The sequence below is a fragment of the Bacteroides salyersiae WAL 10018 = DSM 18765 = JCM 12988 genome, from assembly GCF_000381365.1.
Taxonomy (GTDB): Bacteria; Bacteroidota; Bacteroidia; order Bacteroidales; family Bacteroidaceae; genus Bacteroides; species Bacteroides salyersiae.
This window is the reverse complement of sequence record NZ_KB905466.1, coordinates 1,806,462-1,822,116: the sequence shown is the minus strand read 5'-3', so window position 1 is coordinate 1,822,116 and position 15,655 is coordinate 1,806,462. Positions and strand designations below refer to the sequence as shown.

General features: G+C 41.2%; 16 protein-coding genes. 12 read left to right on the top strand and 4 right to left on the bottom strand.

Going from position 1 to position 15,655, the window contains the following annotated elements:
- The first annotated feature begins 99 nt into the window (after positions 1-99).
- The 7 genes from HMPREF1532_RS06995 (at position 100) to radC (ending at position 7,307) form a co-directional block, all read left to right on the top strand.
- Positions 100-783: a hypothetical protein gene (locus HMPREF1532_RS06995; protein ID WP_005926843.1), complete on the top strand. Its 684-nt coding sequence runs from the start codon at positions 100-102 to the stop codon at positions 781-783.
- 27 nt (positions 784-810) lie between these two features.
- Complete coding sequence (locus HMPREF1532_RS06990; RefSeq protein ID WP_005926841.1) at positions 811-1,611, top strand: DUF4384 domain-containing protein; 801 nt, start codon at positions 811-813, stop codon at positions 1,609-1,611.
- 7 nt (positions 1,612-1,618) lie between these two features.
- Positions 1,619-3,121, top strand: coding sequence for a hypothetical protein (locus tag HMPREF1532_RS06985; protein ID WP_005926839.1), 1,503 nt, complete (start codon positions 1,619-1,621; stop codon positions 3,119-3,121).
- A gap of 133 nt (positions 3,122-3,254) precedes the next feature.
- Complete coding sequence (pta, locus tag HMPREF1532_RS06980; protein WP_005926837.1) at positions 3,255-4,274, top strand: phosphate acetyltransferase; 1,020 nt, start codon at positions 3,255-3,257, stop codon at positions 4,272-4,274.
- 22 nt (positions 4,275-4,296) lie between these two features.
- Positions 4,297-5,493 (top strand): acetate kinase, encoded by a 1,197-nt coding sequence (locus HMPREF1532_RS06975; RefSeq protein ID WP_005926835.1) that lies wholly within the window; start codon positions 4,297-4,299, stop codon positions 5,491-5,493.
- Between the two features lie 106 nt (positions 5,494-5,599).
- Entirely contained in the window at positions 5,600-6,589 is a 990-nt protein-coding gene (locus HMPREF1532_RS06970; protein WP_005926833.1) for a glycosyltransferase family 2 protein, read from the top strand.
- 22 nt (positions 6,590-6,611) lie between these two features.
- Positions 6,612-7,307 (top strand): RadC family protein, encoded by a 696-nt coding sequence (gene radC, locus HMPREF1532_RS06965; protein WP_005926831.1) that lies wholly within the window; start codon positions 6,612-6,614, stop codon positions 7,305-7,307.
- Between the two features lie 58 nt (positions 7,308-7,365).
- Here the strand turns inward: radC and HMPREF1532_RS06960 are convergent, their stop codons facing one another.
- Positions 7,366-9,081, bottom strand: a complete 1,716-nt coding sequence (locus tag HMPREF1532_RS06960; protein WP_005926829.1) for a tetratricopeptide repeat protein — start codon at positions 9,079-9,081, stop codon at positions 7,366-7,368.
- Between the two features lie 225 nt (positions 9,082-9,306).
- On the bottom strand, positions 9,307-9,921 hold the full coding sequence (locus HMPREF1532_RS06955; RefSeq protein ID WP_005926827.1) for a hypothetical protein: 615 nt from the start codon (positions 9,919-9,921) through the stop codon (positions 9,307-9,309).
- Between the two features lie 475 nt (positions 9,922-10,396).
- Here HMPREF1532_RS06955 and HMPREF1532_RS06950 point away from each other — a divergent pair, with 475 nt between their 5' ends.
- The 3 genes from HMPREF1532_RS06950 (at position 10,397) to HMPREF1532_RS06940 (ending at position 12,059) form a co-directional block, all read left to right on the top strand.
- Positions 10,397-10,708, top strand: coding sequence for a metal-sulfur cluster assembly factor (locus tag HMPREF1532_RS06950; protein ID WP_005926825.1), 312 nt, complete (start codon positions 10,397-10,399; stop codon positions 10,706-10,708).
- A gap of 89 nt (positions 10,709-10,797) precedes the next feature.
- Entirely contained in the window at positions 10,798-11,562 is a 765-nt protein-coding gene (locus tag HMPREF1532_RS06945) for a UDP-2,3-diacylglucosamine diphosphatase (RefSeq protein ID WP_025819141.1), read from the top strand.
- Between the two features lie 254 nt (positions 11,563-11,816).
- Complete coding sequence (locus HMPREF1532_RS06940) at positions 11,817-12,059, top strand: winged helix-turn-helix domain-containing protein (protein WP_005926819.1); 243 nt, start codon at positions 11,817-11,819, stop codon at positions 12,057-12,059.
- Positions 12,060-12,150: 91 nt separating this feature from the next.
- On the opposite strand, the gene HMPREF1532_RS06935 is transcribed toward HMPREF1532_RS06940, so the two are convergent.
- Positions 12,151-13,548, bottom strand: coding sequence for an alkaline phosphatase (locus HMPREF1532_RS06935; RefSeq protein ID WP_025819142.1), 1,398 nt, complete (start codon positions 13,546-13,548; stop codon positions 12,151-12,153).
- A gap of 132 nt (positions 13,549-13,680) precedes the next feature.
- On the bottom strand, positions 13,681-14,247 hold the full coding sequence (gene efp, locus HMPREF1532_RS06930; protein WP_002558969.1) for an elongation factor P: 567 nt from the start codon (positions 14,245-14,247) through the stop codon (positions 13,681-13,683).
- A gap of 191 nt (positions 14,248-14,438) precedes the next feature.
- On the opposite strand from efp, the gene rpmH reads away from it, so the two are divergent.
- Both rpmH and HMPREF1532_RS06920 read left to right on the top strand, forming a co-directional pair.
- A complete protein-coding gene (rpmH, locus tag HMPREF1532_RS06925) occupies positions 14,439-14,600 on the top strand; it encodes a 50S ribosomal protein L34 (protein ID WP_004292199.1) in 162 nt (53 codons plus the stop codon).
- Between the two features lie 389 nt (positions 14,601-14,989).
- On the top strand, positions 14,990-15,628 hold the full coding sequence (locus HMPREF1532_RS06920; RefSeq protein ID WP_005926811.1) for a PASTA domain-containing protein: 639 nt from the start codon (positions 14,990-14,992) through the stop codon (positions 15,626-15,628).
- Positions 15,629-15,655: the final 27 nt, after the last annotated feature.

The following is a 15,655-nucleotide window of genomic DNA, read 5'->3' as shown; positions in this document are numbered from 1 at the left end:
CAGGAGAAAAAAGAAAAAGAAAGGGAAATATATTTATTTTTGCATAAATACAACGCATAATTCAAGTATGAACATTAATAATTAAAAAACAAGACGAATATGAAAAAGAGTTTATTAGTCAGCGTTTTTGCTGCTTTGGCTATGATGGTTTCAGTGAATTCATTTGCACAGGAAAAAGCAACCAAGGAAGATTACAAAGAAATTGCAAAACAGGAAAAAGTTTTGAATAAGGATTTACAGAAGAAAGCGATTAAGGAAGCACGGAAAGAGGCTAAAAAATTGACTAAGGAAGGCTTTAAAACTCCGGTCGGTAAGTTACCTTTGGACAAGCAGATTGAAAACGCATGGCAGAAGCAGGCGGAGATGACTCCGGACGGAACCCCGTTCTGGTATGTTGCCTCTTCAAGAGCAATCGGGGGGAATCAGTCTTCTGCAGTTTTACAGGCTACGAATGCTGCCAAAATAGATCTGGCCGGACAGATCCAGACTAAAGTATCTCAATTGATAGAAGCAAAAGTGGCAAACGATGATATGGGACAGGAGGAAGCTGCCAGTCTTTCGAGTGTGGTCGGTGCCAGCAAAAGTGTGATTTCTGCTACATTGGGTCGTGTAGTGCCATTGGTCGAAGTGTACAGAACATTGGACAACAAGAATGTGGAAGTGATGGTGACATTAGGATACAGTATGGAAGCGGCCAATAAGGCGGCTATCAGTGCCGTACGTGCAGAATTGGCGAAAAAATCGGAAGATTTGGCTAAGGAGCTGGATAAGCTCGGTTACTAAAGACAAATTATAAAATTAGAAAACTGAATGAAAATAATCAGGCTACTGGGGTTTATAACAGCTTTTTTGTTGTTGATACCTGTCGGAACTCTTTGTGCACAGAATACTGTAAAGGTGAAAGGTGTTCAGGGACGATGGCAGGTTAGTGATGAGATAACTCTGAAGCAAGCCGAAGAACGTGCTTTCATGGAAGCGAAGAAAGCTGCCTTGCAAAAAGCGGGCGTTATGGAGAGTGTCTGGTCGGTTTTTGGCCAGATCACTCAAAATGACGGGGCGGAATTCCATGAAGCATATTCACAGATGAGTGTGCTTGCTATCGGAGGAATGGTCAATGTGACCAATAAAAAAGTAGAAGAATTGTGGGATGTGGATAGCCGTAGCCTCTATAAAGTAGTAACGATCGATGCCACTGTACAAAAAGACGATAAACCGGATCGTTCGTATGCGCTTGAAGTGAAAGGCGTGGAGACTCTGTATAAAGAAGGGGATGTGTTTACATGCCGGTTGACTGTACATGGAACTGACTCTTATCTGAAGTTTTTCTGGTTTGACAGCACGGGTGGAGCGTTGCTTTATCCCAATGCGTACGAACCGAATAATCTGTTGAAAGCCGGGCATGAATATAAGGTTCCTTTTAGTAATGCGGTAGATTATCTTATGGAAAAACATTCGGGCAAAGGCAATGAAAAAATCAATATTATGATGGTTGCAACGAAAAGTAATGTCCCTTTTACGGAGGCGGTTACTTATCAGAGTGTATTGAAATGGGTTTATTCGATGCCTGCCAATCAGCGTTGTGCTTTTTATGAGATGGTATTGATAAAATGATAGACAGATGAACAAGATAAGGTGTTTTTTTCTTTTCGTATTTGGAGGGCTCCTCTCTGCTACTGTAATGGAAGCTCAGGAAGTGGATTTTGAGAAGGAATTCGATGATTTTCAGAAACAGCAGCAGAAAGAGTTTAACGACTTTAAGAATAAGGCCGATGCGGATTTTGAAACTTTTCTCAGAGAAACATGGGTTAAGTTTGAAGCGTTTGATCCTTTGAAAGCTCCGGTGCGTCCGGAACCGGAAAAACAACCTGTTTTTGATGGAAAACGGCCTCAGGCTCCCGTGGAGATTAAACCGGTTGATATTGGTAAACCTTCTTTGTCGGCTGTTACAGACAAACCGGTTCCGGGGATATATGTACCGGGACAGCCTTATCTGTCTGTGAAAATAGATGTTCCGGTGGTGCCTGTTACAGGGCGTCCGATACACCGTACTCCTGTCAATTATTATGGCTCTGCTTTTGAAATAGCGACCGATGCCATAGAAAACCTGGCATTGGCCGGCAATCGTGAAGCGGACGTCGCTGATGCATGGAGCCAGCTTTGCAAAGCAGACCATGAGCAGTTGATAAAGGATTGCATGACTTTGCGTGAAGAGAAGAAAATGAGCGACTGGGCTTATTTATTGTTTACCAAGAAAATAGGTGAGCAGCTTTACGGTGAGCAGCAAAAAGATGATATTGCTTTTTTGCAGATGTTTATTTTGAACAAATCGGGATATAAAGTCCGTCTTTCGAAGATCAATGAGAAGCTGAAATTGATGGTAGCACCGGCCGGTGTGTTGTATGGCATACCTTATATATTATTAGACGGTACGAAATATTATGTATTTGATGCCGAGAAGACAAACGGGCCGATGGGAGTTTATACCTATAAACAAGATTTTCCCAATGCGAAGAACTATGTTTCCCTTTCCATCGACGCTGTTCCGAAGTTCGATATGGCTGAGCACACAGAATCCGTATCTCCTGAATCCGGTTCGGTTAAAGTGGAAACAGTAGTGAACAAGAACCTGATGGAGTTTTATAAGAGTTATCCGCAATGCGACGTGTCGGTTTATTATCACACTCCGATGAGTGAAGAGTTGAAAGCGACTCTTTATCCTCCTTTGCAAGAAGCTATTAAGGGAAAATCTCAACAGGAGGCTGCCAATATTCTGATAGAATTTGTTCAGACCGGTTTTGAGTATCAGACTGATGGAGATCAGTTCGGTTATGAAAAGCCTTTCTTTTTGGATGAAAACTTCTTTTATCCGGCATGCGATTGTGAAGACCGTGCTATTTTGTATTCTACTTTGGTAAAAGATCTATTGGGACTGGATGCCGTTTTGCTCGACTACCCCAATCATATCGCTTCGGCTGTTCGATTCACGGAAGAGATACCGGGCGATTATGTCATATTGGATGATGGTGCCAAATATTTGATCTGCGATCCTACCTATATCGGTGCATCTATCGGGATGTGTATGGAGCAATTCAAGAAAGTCTCTCCACAAATCATTCGTTAGTGTTAAATATTATAATAATTGTAGATTCGGGGCGTAAAAACGCCCCGTTTTGCAATGTAGATATTACAAAATTGTGTACTTTTGCGGCGTGAATAACACCTTACTACCGAATTTATACATATTTTAAATATCTATGCTCAATTTAATTAACTCTATTGTTGCGCGTGCGAAAGCGGATCGCCAACGCATTGTTCTTCCGGAAGGAACCGAAGAACGTACTTTGAAAGCTGCCAATCAGATTTTGACAGATGAAGTTGCTGACCTTATTCTTTTGGGTAACCCTGATGAGATTCATGAGGCTGCTACAAAATGGGGACTGGGAAATATCGGTAAGGCTACCATTATTGACCCGGAGAATCATCCGAAACAAGAAGAGTATGCACAGTTATTGTGCGAGCTTCGCAAAAAGAAAGGCATGACTATCGAAGAGGCCCGTAAGCTGGTGCTTAACCCGTTGTATCTGGGTTGTCTCATCATTAAGAACGGGGATGCCGATGGACAGTTGGCCGGTGCCCGCAATACGACCGGTGATGTACTGCGTCCTGCGCTTCAGATTATCAAGACTATTCCGGGAATTACTACCGTGTCCGGTGCTATGTTGTTGTTGACACATGCTCCCGAATATGGTAAGAACGGTATTCTTGTGATGGGGGATGTTGCCGTGACTCCGGTTCCGGATGCTGCTCAGTTGGCTCAGATTGCGATCTGTACGGCTGGTACTGCTAAGGCTGTTGCCGGAATAGAGGAACCTAAAGTAGCATTGCTCAGCTTCTCAACGAAAGGGTCGGCTAAACACGAAGTGGTAGATAAAGTGGTTGAAGCATTGAAGATTGCCAAAGAAATGGCTCCTACATTGGCTATTGACGGTGAACTGCAGGCAGATGCAGCTTTGGTTCCGGAGGTTGGTGCGAGCAAAGCGCCGGGGTCAGCTATTGCAGGTGCGGCCAACGTATTGATTGTTCCGAGTCTTGAAGTCGGTAATATTTCTTATAAATTAGTGCAACGTTTGGGACACGCCGATGCTGTCGGTCCGATTCTGCAAGGTATTGCCCGTCCGGTAAACGACCTTTCACGTGGTTGTTCTATTGAAGATGTGTATAGAATGATTGCTATTACAGCCAATCAAGCTATCGCAGCCAAGAAAAACAAATAATTTAATAAAACGATAATCAGAAATGAAGATATTAGTATTGAACTGTGGAAGTTCGTCTATCAAATATAAACTGTTCGATATGGACAGTAAAGAAGTGATTGCCCAAGGCGGTATTGAAAAGATCGGTTTGAAAGGCTCTTTCTTGAAATTTACTTTACCTAACGGAGAAAAGAAAATATTGGAAAAGGACATTCCGGAACATACTGTCGGAGTGGAATTTATCCTTCATACATTGACTGATCCGGAATACGGAGCTATCAAGTCATTGGATGAAATCAATGCTGTGGGTCATCGTATGGTACATGGAGGTGAACGTTTCAGCAAATCCGTATTGCTCGATAAGGAAGTATTGGAAGCGTTTACCGCTTGCAACGATCTGGCACCGTTGCATAACCCTGCAAACCTGAAGGGAGTGGATGCCATTTCGGCCATTCTCCCCAATATTCCACAGGTTGGAGTGTTTGATACGGCTTTCCATCAGACAATGCCTGACTATGCATATTTATATGCTGTTCCTTACGAACTGTATGAAAAATACGGTGTGCGCCGTTATGGTTTCCACGGAACTTCTCATCGTTATGTATCTCAACGCGTATGTGAGTACTTGGGTGTTAAACCCGAAGGGTTGAAGCTGATAACCTGCCACATTGGTAACGGCGGCTCTATCGCTGCTATCAAAGATGGTAAATGTATCGATACGACTATGGGACTTACTCCGTTGGAAGGATTGATGATGGGTACACGTAGCGGTGATATCGATGCCGGTGCCGTAACTTTCATCATGGACAAGGAAGGACTTAATACAACCGGTATTTCCAATCTGCTGAACAAGAAAAGCGGTGTTCTTGGAGTTTCCGGCGTATCGAGCGATATGCGTGAGTTGGAAGCTGCTGTGGCAGAGGGTAATCCGAAAGCAATTCTGGCAGAAAAGATGTATTTCTATCGTATCAAAAAATACATTGGTGCTTATGCTGCTGCTTTGGGCGGCGTAGATGTGATTCTCTTTACCGGTGGTGTCGGTGAGAACCAGGCAAGCTGTCGTGCAGGTGTATGCGAGGGGCTCGAATTTATGGGCGTGAAGCTGGATGCCGAAAAGAACAAAGTCCGTGGTGAAGAAGCTATCATTTCTGCTGCTGATTCAAAAGTAAAAGTAGTGGTTATTCCTACAGATGAGGAACTGTTGATCGCTTCTGACACAATGGATATTGTAGGAAAATAATTCCGAAAAAATGATTAATACGCAAGGCGGGGCTATCCTAATAAGGATAGTCCCGTTTTTTATTAAAATAATGATGTATCTTTGCCGGTAGATAAAACCAACGAATATGAGATATTCCGTCATCATACCTGTGTATAACCGTCCCGACGAGGTGGACGAATTGTTGCAAAGCCTCGTAAAGCAGCATTTTAAAGATTTTGAAGTGATTGTAGTCGAGGACGGTTCTTCTGTTCCTTGTCTGGCTGTTACGGAAAAGTACAAGGCGGTGCTTGACTTGAAATATTATCAGAAATCTAATTCCGGGCCGGGGCAAAGCCGCAATTATGGAGCTGAGCGGAGTCAGGGGGATTTTCTGATCATATTGGATTCTGATTGCATCCTTCCGGAAAGCTATTTCGATGAAGTAGAGGCGGAATTGGAAACGGCTCCTGCCGATGCATTCGGTGGTCCCGACTGTGCGCATGATTCTTTTACAGACATTCAGAAAGCGATTAATTATTCCATGACCTCATTCTTTACGACCGGCGGCATTCGTGGTGGTAAAAAGAAAATGGATAAATTCTATCCGCGTAGTTTTAATATGGGGGTGAGACGGGAGGTATATCAGGCATTGGGAGGTTTTTCCAAGATGCGTTTTGGAGAGGATATCGATTTTAGTATCCGGATTTTTAAGGGAGGATACAAATGCCGTTTGTTTCCCGGTGCATGGGTGTATCATAAGCGGCGCACCGATTTGAAGAAGTTCTTTAAGCAAGTGCATAATTCCGGTATTGCCCGTATCAATCTTTATAAAAAATATCCGGAGTCATTAAAGCTGGTGCACCTGCTTCCTGCTGCTTTTACTTTAGGGGTGGCTTTGTTGCTCGTCGGTGGTTTGTTCTGTCCGTATAGCCTTCTTCCGATTCTGTTTTATGCTTTGTTGGTTTGCGTAGATTCCGCTTGTTGTAATCACAGTTTGCGTATAGGAGTTTACTCTATTGCTGCTTCTTTTATACAACTGATCGGTTATGGAACCGGTTTCTGGAGAGCTTGGTGGCAACGTTGCATTTTGAAGCGAGGTGAGTTCGAAGCTTTTCAAAAGAACTTTTATAAATGAAGGTACATATATACACATACCAATGAAAGATACACACAAACTGACTATTTGCCAATGGGCGGAAGAGGATCGTCCGAGAGAGAAAATGATGTTGAAAGGTTCGGGCGCCCTGAGCGATGCCGAGTTGTTGGCTATTCTGATCGGCTCCGGCAATACCGAAGAGAGCGCGGTAGAGCTGATGCGACGGATACTTGTCTCCTGTCATAATGATTTGAACGAACTGGCTCATTGGGGAGTCCGTGACTTTTCTTGTTTTAAAGGTTTCGGCCCGGCGAAAAGCATTGCCATTATGGCTGCTTTGGAATTGGGAAAGCGCCGTAAATTGCAGGAAGTGAAGGAGCGGGCTGTTATCAGTTGTTCTAAGGATATTTACGAACTGTTTCATCCGTTGATGTGCGATCTTGAACTGGAAGAGTTTTGGGTATTGCTGATGAATCAGGCGAATAAGGTGATAGACCGGGTCCGGATCAGTACGGGCGGTATTTCCGGCACATTAGTAGATGTGCGTTCTGTACTGCGGGAAGCTTTGTTGCAACGTGCTACTCAGATAGCTGTTGTGCACAATCATCCCTCGGGCAATGCCCGTCCCAGTCAGGAAGACAAGGTGCTAACGCAACGGATACTCGTCGCTGTTAAGACGATGGATATTCATTTGATCGATCATCTGATTGTCTGCGATGGTAAATATTATAGCTTTGCAGATGAAGGACTTGTTTAGTCACTCTTGTCCCACCATCTTGTGAATATATGTATACTATACAGGTATACTTTATGTATCAGTGTGTTAATTTGCTGTCTATATTGAAAATAATTGAACGTAACTCTTCGTTCATCTTGTTTCTTATCCGATTTTTTCTTGACTTTAGTGCATTGGCATTGCTTCCGGTACACGCTATGATGATTGGATTGGGATATCCCAAAAGATAAAATACACAATATAATAAATCTTCGCGGGTAAGATCAGGACATTTGACTTTCAAATCAGCCATAGTGTCGGAAAAGGTCTGATAAATACAATCCCACAGATGTTCGCGCTCTTCTAAGGTAAATGTTTTCTCTTCAATTTTTCTTTTGAGTTTCAACTCTTCCAAAATCTTGTAGTAGGGTGTTTTTTGAAAAAGTCGGATACTGTAATGAAATTTTTCTTCTTGTAGTTTCCTTAAGATATCCTGTTTGTTTTCTTTCTCCAGTTTTGAGCTTTCTGATTGAGTTGCTTCCAGTTCAATCAATTCTTCTTGAATTTTCATTGTCTCTTCTCTGTTCTTCATTAAAGAATTTTGAAGGGCGATATACTCTTTTTTCCGATGCCTGTCGATTATCAGGAACATCAAGACACCTGTGACCACAAAAATGAACATGGAGGAAAAAAGAATCCGATTCTGACGCTTTTGTTTATAGGTAATTTTCTTTTTGTATTTTTCTATGGCGAAATCGTTGATTAGCTTTGCAATCTCTTTCCTGTTCTCTTCTTCTTGGATAGAATCGGACAGCATAACATACGCATCTATATATTGGATGGCTTCTTTAAACCTCCCACATTTTTTTTCAAGTTCGTATAATGAATAATTGGCAGAAGCTTCTAAGGATGGATCGTCTTTCTTGTGGCAAAGTGATAGATAGTAGCGGGCAGAATCGAACTGTTCAGTTTGGATAAATATATCAGCTTTTAAAAGGTGCAGGTTTGTTGTCTCGTTTTGTTCGTCTTTTTTCTTCTCTATTTCATTGTAAATAGGCTTTTTTATGGCTTGATACGCTTCCGGATATCTTTTTTGTTCATAATAGATTTGGGCAAGATTTACAAACCCCACTGAGACCCACGACGAATCACCAAGTATGCGCGACCTTGCAATAATTTCATTGTAGTAGTATTCCGCGCTGTCCCATTTGTTTTTATATATAAATATCTCGGCAATTCCTTGCATTGAATAAAGAATGTTTTTTTTATCATTTTTCTCTTTGTTTATTTTATAAGAAGCCCGATACATTTCCATTGCCTTGTCATAAAACCCTTGGCTTTGATAGCATTCTGCCAAATTTTCGTATATCATGGTAAGTATTTCTGTATCATTTATCACTTGAGGATTTATATTCAATGCTTTCAAAAAAGCATCAGTTGCACCCACTATATCGCCTATATCCTGATATACGCATCCCAAATAATAATAAGCTTTGGTCTCCTGTTCTTTGTCGTCTTTATCTTTGTAATAGTCTACTGCTATCCGGATCAGAGAGTCGTTGGTGTGTAATATTCGATTTTTCTGTTCGGCCTGTGTGAAGAGGAGAGAATACAATGCTCTGTCGGCAGTTTTCATTTCTTGGGGGAACTGTATCGAATTGAGTAATGCCAATGCACTGTCCGGACGAACATTCATGATAGAATCTGCCTGTAATAGCAAGGCGGTGTACTTATCGTTTTGTTGGCATCCAGCCAAGGCGATAAAAAGAAATAGTTTGCCGATGAGCTGGAATGTAATTTGTGTGTATTTCATCATCCTACAAATATAGCAATAATATCGAAGAACTTGTAGCTCTTTTGATTCAAGAAAAATTGATTTGCTTTCTTAATTAAGTATTATTCACTGTTTTGTCTGTATCATGAGTCTATGATATATTTTCGTTCTCTTCAACTAATTATCAAATTAGTTGAAGAGAACGATCAGATTCTTCCAAGAAATAAAATAGCTAACTTAGTTTTCGTTGTAGCCGATTTACCGGTTTTATTTTTTCCATACTGGAATATAGATTGAGAATTGCCATTGCGATAATCGGTTGTCCTTGAAAAGAGGAACTTTATAATTTCGGGTCAATCCATATTTATAAGAAAATCCTAATTCCACGTATTTTAAGTCATAGCTCACTTTGGCGAGTAGGGGAATGTCAAAGAATTTTTCTTCCCATATATAAACGGTTGGCTGTACACCCAAACCGATGTTCAAGCCTTTGAAAATATTGTAATTGGCCATACCGGTTAAAGAGAATGATAATAAAACGTTAGAGCCAGAAGAACCTGCGTATTGAGTGTTTTCTTTAGGTAGAAAATTCATGGCATATTCATATTTACTATATCCGCCGGATGCATCTATGTCATAGAAAAAACGTGATTTATTCGGCTGTAATCTGAAACGATAACCGAATTCAAGGGCTGTTTTTCCTTTTATATAAGAATTTTTTATATCTGTATCCATGTTATCAATGTGGGTGGGCGTGTTGTAGGCGATTTCACCTTTACCCGCTTTCACAATAATACCAGAACTCTTTAAAATCTGTGACCACATAGGACAAGATACGAACAGGAACAATAGTGCTGTTAATAAGTTTTTCTTCGTTATCATATTTTTGCTATATAAAATTAGAGTCTGTTTAAAAAGGACAATTTGATGATTTCAATATTGGGGATTATCTGCTGCAAAGAACACTGTTTTTTTTATTATTACGATATTTATTAAGTAACAATTGTGTAATAATATCCGTTTAAATCTTTTGTCGTTGGTAACAAAATGGTAACAAATGGACGTTGATGGTATGTAAGGATATGAAAATCAAATTGTTGTAGTATTTGTTCTAATAGAGAGCTATGTACTGAAACTAATATTGTATGTGATGGAAAATGAGCAGGCTCTAAATTTGAGAAGCTTTTTTAGGCTACAATAACCCCCGCAATTATGCGGTAGAAACAGGAGTCTAAATAATGAAACTGTTTTTGATTCTTGTATAATTTTACAAAAGTGCATAAAAAGAGGGAACTGATAAACCTTTCTATGCAGAAAAGCATTATTTTTGTCTATGTAATCAATAAAGTTCACGATTATGACAAAGTTTGAAATAGAAGAGAAGATTGTAGATATGCTGAAAACTGTATATGATCCGGAAATTCCGGTCAATATATACGATTTGGGGCTTATTTATAAAATAGAAGTTGCTGATAACGGAGAGGTGGCTATCGATATGACGCTGACAGCTCCTAACTGTCCGGCTGCCGATTTCATCATGGAGGACGTTCGCCAGAAGGTAGAGTCCATAGACGGAGTGCCGTCGGCTGCCATTAATTTGGTTTTCGAGCCGGAATGGGACAAGGATATGATGAGTGAAGAGGCAAAACTGGAGTTGGGCTTTCTTTAATTAACAAATAATTGATAGTGTGGCAGTACAATGCCACACTGTCCGCTTCACTGTCAATAGTGAATTGTAAAACTTTCAATGGAATAAAAATGAAAAACATCTATTTCCTTTCCGATGCTCATTTGGGTTCCCGTGCTATTGAGCACGGTCGTACACAAGAACGGCGGTTGGTGAATTTCTTGGATAGCATCAAACATAAAGCCGGGGCTATTTATTTACTGGGAGATATGTTCGACTTCTGGTATGAGTTTAAATTGGTGGTTCCTAAAGGGTATACACGCTTTTTGGGAAAGCTCTCCGAGTTGACGGACATGGGAGTAGAAGTGCATTTCTTTATCGGCAATCATGATATCTGGTGTGGGGATTACCTGTCAAAAGAGTGTGGCGTAATTATTCATCGCAAACCTCTTACTACTGAAATCTATGGCAGGGAATTTTATTTGGCTCACGGTGACGGTTTGGGAGATCCGGACAAGAAATTCAAGTTTTTGCGTTCGATGTTTCATAGCAAAACGCTGCAGACTTTGTTTTCAATGATTCATCCCCGATGGAGCATCGATTTAGGTTTGACATGGGCAAAGCATAGCCGCATGAAACGTGAAGACGGGAAAGAGCCTGATTATATGGGTGAAGATAAAGAATATCTGGTGCTCTATACCAAAGAATATCTGAAGAATCATCCGAATATAAATTACTTTATTTACGGACACCGCCATATAGAGCTTGATTTGATGTTGAGCACTACTGCACGGGTACTGATCTTGGGAGATTGGATCAATTACTTTTCATATGTCGTGTTTGACGGTGAGAATTTATTCCTGGAGAATTATATAGAAGGAGAAACACAGTTGTAGTAGGCCGTATACCCTTTTTCGATTATTACCCCAATGATAAAGGAATGTGATATATTCTTAATTAAGTCATCTTTTAGCTTATAGTTTAAATAAAAATAGGGACGTATTATTTGTATTTATAATATAAATTGCTATATTTGCTTTTGATAGTGAATTGCCATCTTATGCCCCCCTTATAGATCGGAAGCGATTTATCTGCTATTTATGGATTCTGCGATATGTTAATATAATGTCTAACTTTTAAACGGAGAACTATGAACGAGCAAGAATTTAATAATGCGTTGCTGAAAATCAGACGTATTTTGAGGGAAACCAGTGAAATTAGTGCAAAAGACTTGATTGTTAAACTGTCTTCCACTCACTTGAGAATCGACAGAGAGAATTTGGCCTTTATTTTGGGATGGTTGGCGAAAGAGAGAAATATCAACCTTGAATTCAGAGGAGACAACTTGGTAGTAACCAATCAAAGTAGCAAGTATGAATTTGCCTTCGGATAAGAAAACCGGTACCATGTGTTATGCTTGGGTGATGTATAAAAAATAAAAGTCCTCTGTTTGATGAGAGGACTTTTGTTGTTTTAATGTGCTTTTAGTATTTTGCCGCTTTGGCAATTCGTTGCGGGATTTCGATGTTGTCTATCTTTCCTCCGAAAAGCTGTGAACCTGCTCCAATGGCGAAAACCGGAACATATCCGGCCGAATGACTTCCACTGGCCCAACTGATCATAGCGATTTCATCCATTACCTCTTTGGCACGTGCAGCCATCGGCTCACTCTTCGAATACAGGCTTTCTTCGAAAACTACTTTATCTTTTACGAACGATTTCTCGTATTCATCGCGTAGTTTCTTCTCCTGCTCCCAAGAGATAGGAATTTCTTTCCAGAATCCCATATTGTCTGCCAATAAAGATTTCATGTCTTCCCACGAAACCTTATTGTTTTTAGCTTTTCTCAGTTCGCTGATCCGGGCAGAGAGGATATCGGCGGAGTTTTTCTGATGCTGAAGAACCTTCAGGTTCAGTGCGTACTTGCCTGTTCCCAATGCTATACCACCGGTCTCATGATCGGCAGTGACTACGATCAGCGTCTCTTTGGGATGTTTTTTGTAAAATTCATAGGCTACTTTTATGGCTTCGTCCATATCCGCTACTTCATTGAATACGGTAGCGGCATCGTTCGAATGGCAAGCCCAGTCTATCTTGCCGCCTTCTACCATTAGGAAGAAGCCTTTGTTTTTTTCTTTGGTAAGAAATTCGATTGCGCTCTCGGTAATCTGTGCCAAGGTCAGATCGTCTTTTTTGCGGTCGATGGCATATGGCAGGCAAGATGCATTGGCACCTTCTTCCTGGATGAGAATCATTTTTTGAGCTTGCGGGGCTTTTGCCTTAAAATCGTTGTAACCACGGGCCAGAGTATAGCCGGCTTCTTCGAACATGGGGAAGATGCTTGGTGCTTCTTTTTTGTCTGCTGTGGTGGTGGGTTTTAGAAAGCCTGCTCCGGCATAGAAATCAAAATTAGCTTTGGGAAGATCAGTTGCGATCTCATAATACATGTTACGGTCGGGTTGGTGGGCATAAAACGCGGCGGGAGTGGCATGGTCTACACTTACGCTGGTGGCAACACCCACTTTCTTACCGGCTTTTTTAGCTTTTTCAGCGATTGTTTGCAGGGGTTCTTTCCGGTCGTCCATTCCAATGGCTCCATTGTAAGTCTTTACCCCAGTGGAGAGGGCGGTACCTGCTGCCGATGAATCTGTTACTGAATTGGTGGCCGAGAAAGTGCTTGCCATGGTGCCTACGGGGAACTGTGTGAAGAGTAACGGTTCCACTCCTATACGTCCGTTTTGTAATTCGGCACGATACATTTCTGTGCCATTCACTTGGTTTACTCCCATTCCATCACCGATGAAATAGAAGACATACTTCGCCTGTCCGTGTGCTACAACGGATATCAGTACAAAGCATAATACATACATTAATCGCTTCATTATATTAAGAGGTTTTTGATTTTGACAGGCAAATATACGGATTACACAGGGGATAAACGAAAAAAACGGTAAACAAATTGCAGGTCTATTGCAATCGGTTTACCGTTTTGTAATATGAATGAAATACTGTTGTTATGCTTTCACGCGTCCTACGTAAGAACCGTCACGAGTATCGATTTCGATGGTTTCGCCTTCGTTGATGAACAACGGAACACGTACGGTTGCACCGGATTCTACGGTTGCCGGCTTCAGTGTGTTGGTAGCTGTATCACCTTTCATTCCCGGTTCGGTATAAGTAACTTTCATCTGAACTTTGATAGGCATGTCGGCGTAGAGTACGGTTTCTGTAGAAGCATCGGAAACAACGTCGAGCACGGCTCCTTCAAGAAGGAAATCTACTCCGTTGATCAGGTCGTGAGCGATCGGGTGCTGGTCGAAAGTTTCCTGGTTCATGAAGATATAATCTTCACCTTCTTTATATAGGAACTGGTAAGGACGACGTTCTACACGTACATCTTCCAGCTTTTCACCGATATTGAAACGGCGTTCAAGAACATAACCGCTTACTACGTCTTTCAGCTTGGTGCGCATGAATGTGTTACCTTTACCTGGCTTTACATGAAGAAATTCGATACAGAAATAAAGCTTTCCGTCCATACGGATACAGGTTCCGTTCTTGATGTCTTGAGCATTAATCATACTTGATATCTTTTATTATTTAATGTTATTGAGTTATCTACTGGACTTTCCGGGTGCAAAAGTAATCTAAATCGGCAAAAAATACAAAATCTTTTGACTAAAAATGAGTTATCTCTTGGTTTATTTAAAAAAAGTGCCTATTTTTGCAGCCCGATTACGTAGAATAATAACAATAAAAACAAGATACAGTAATGAAAAGAACATTTCAACCCTCTAACAGAAAGAGAAAAAACAAACACGGTTTCCGTGAGAGAATGGCAACTGCTAACGGCCGTAGAGTATTGGCTGCACGTCGTGCTAAAGGTCGTAAGAAGCTGACTGTTTCTGACGAATACAACGGAGTGAAAGCATAAGGAATTCTTCTGCAGAGTTGTAAAAAACGAAATTGAAGAAGTAAAGACATTGTCTTTGCTTCTTTTTTTATGCTGGCAGGTGACCTGTCGTTTCGGAGGTGACCATTCGTACTGTGTTAGGGTATCCGGGGTATCCCGGCATGTCAGGCCGGGTTTCTCGGTGTGGAACCATTCGTTTCACTTAATGAAACCATTCGTTCCATACGGATGAAACCATTCGTTCCATGCTATTGAAACTGTTGGTTTCAATAAAGAGGAACCGTTCGTTTCAATAGTATGAAACGAACTTAACGTATCTCGCCCTGTCTCCGGAAATGAAAAACTATGCAAACTCTATGCTACTGTGTAGTTAAAATTGTATCTTTGACGCGGATTAACAGCTAAGATTTATGACAATAAAGGAATTTTTTTCGTTCAAGGCCAATAAATACTTTTGGTTAAATCTGATGGTAATGGTGGCAGTGGTTTGCCTGTTGTTTTTCGGAGTATTGAAATGGCTGGATAGTTATACCCGTCACGGCGAGGCTGTCGTAGTGCCGAATGTCAAAGGCATGACAATTGATGAAGCGGAAATGCTTTTCCGTAATCATGGGTTGGTTTGTGTTGTATCGGATTCCAGTTATGTGAAGAATAAGCCGGCCGGAAGTATTTTGGATGTAACCCCGTCGGTGGGGCAAAAAGTAAAAGAGGGAAGAATAATTTATCTGACTATCAATACATTGAATATTCCTTTGCGTCCCGTGCCGGATGTAGCGGACAATAGTTCGATGCGCCAGGCACAGGCTAAAATATTGGCTGCGGGATTTAAACTGTCTGAGAATGAAATGATTCCCGGAGAAAAGGACTGGGTGTATGGAGTGAAGTATATGGGCCGGCAATTGGAGATGGGGGATAAGGTTCCCGTAGGAGCCACTCTGACGCTGTTGGTGGGAGATGGAGAGGAGTTGCCTGTGGATAATGATTCCATTCAAAATGCAGACAGCATAATGGATAGTCATGAATCACCGGTTGATGATTCGTGGTTTTAAGTGGATACCTGTCAAGATTTAGAAAGA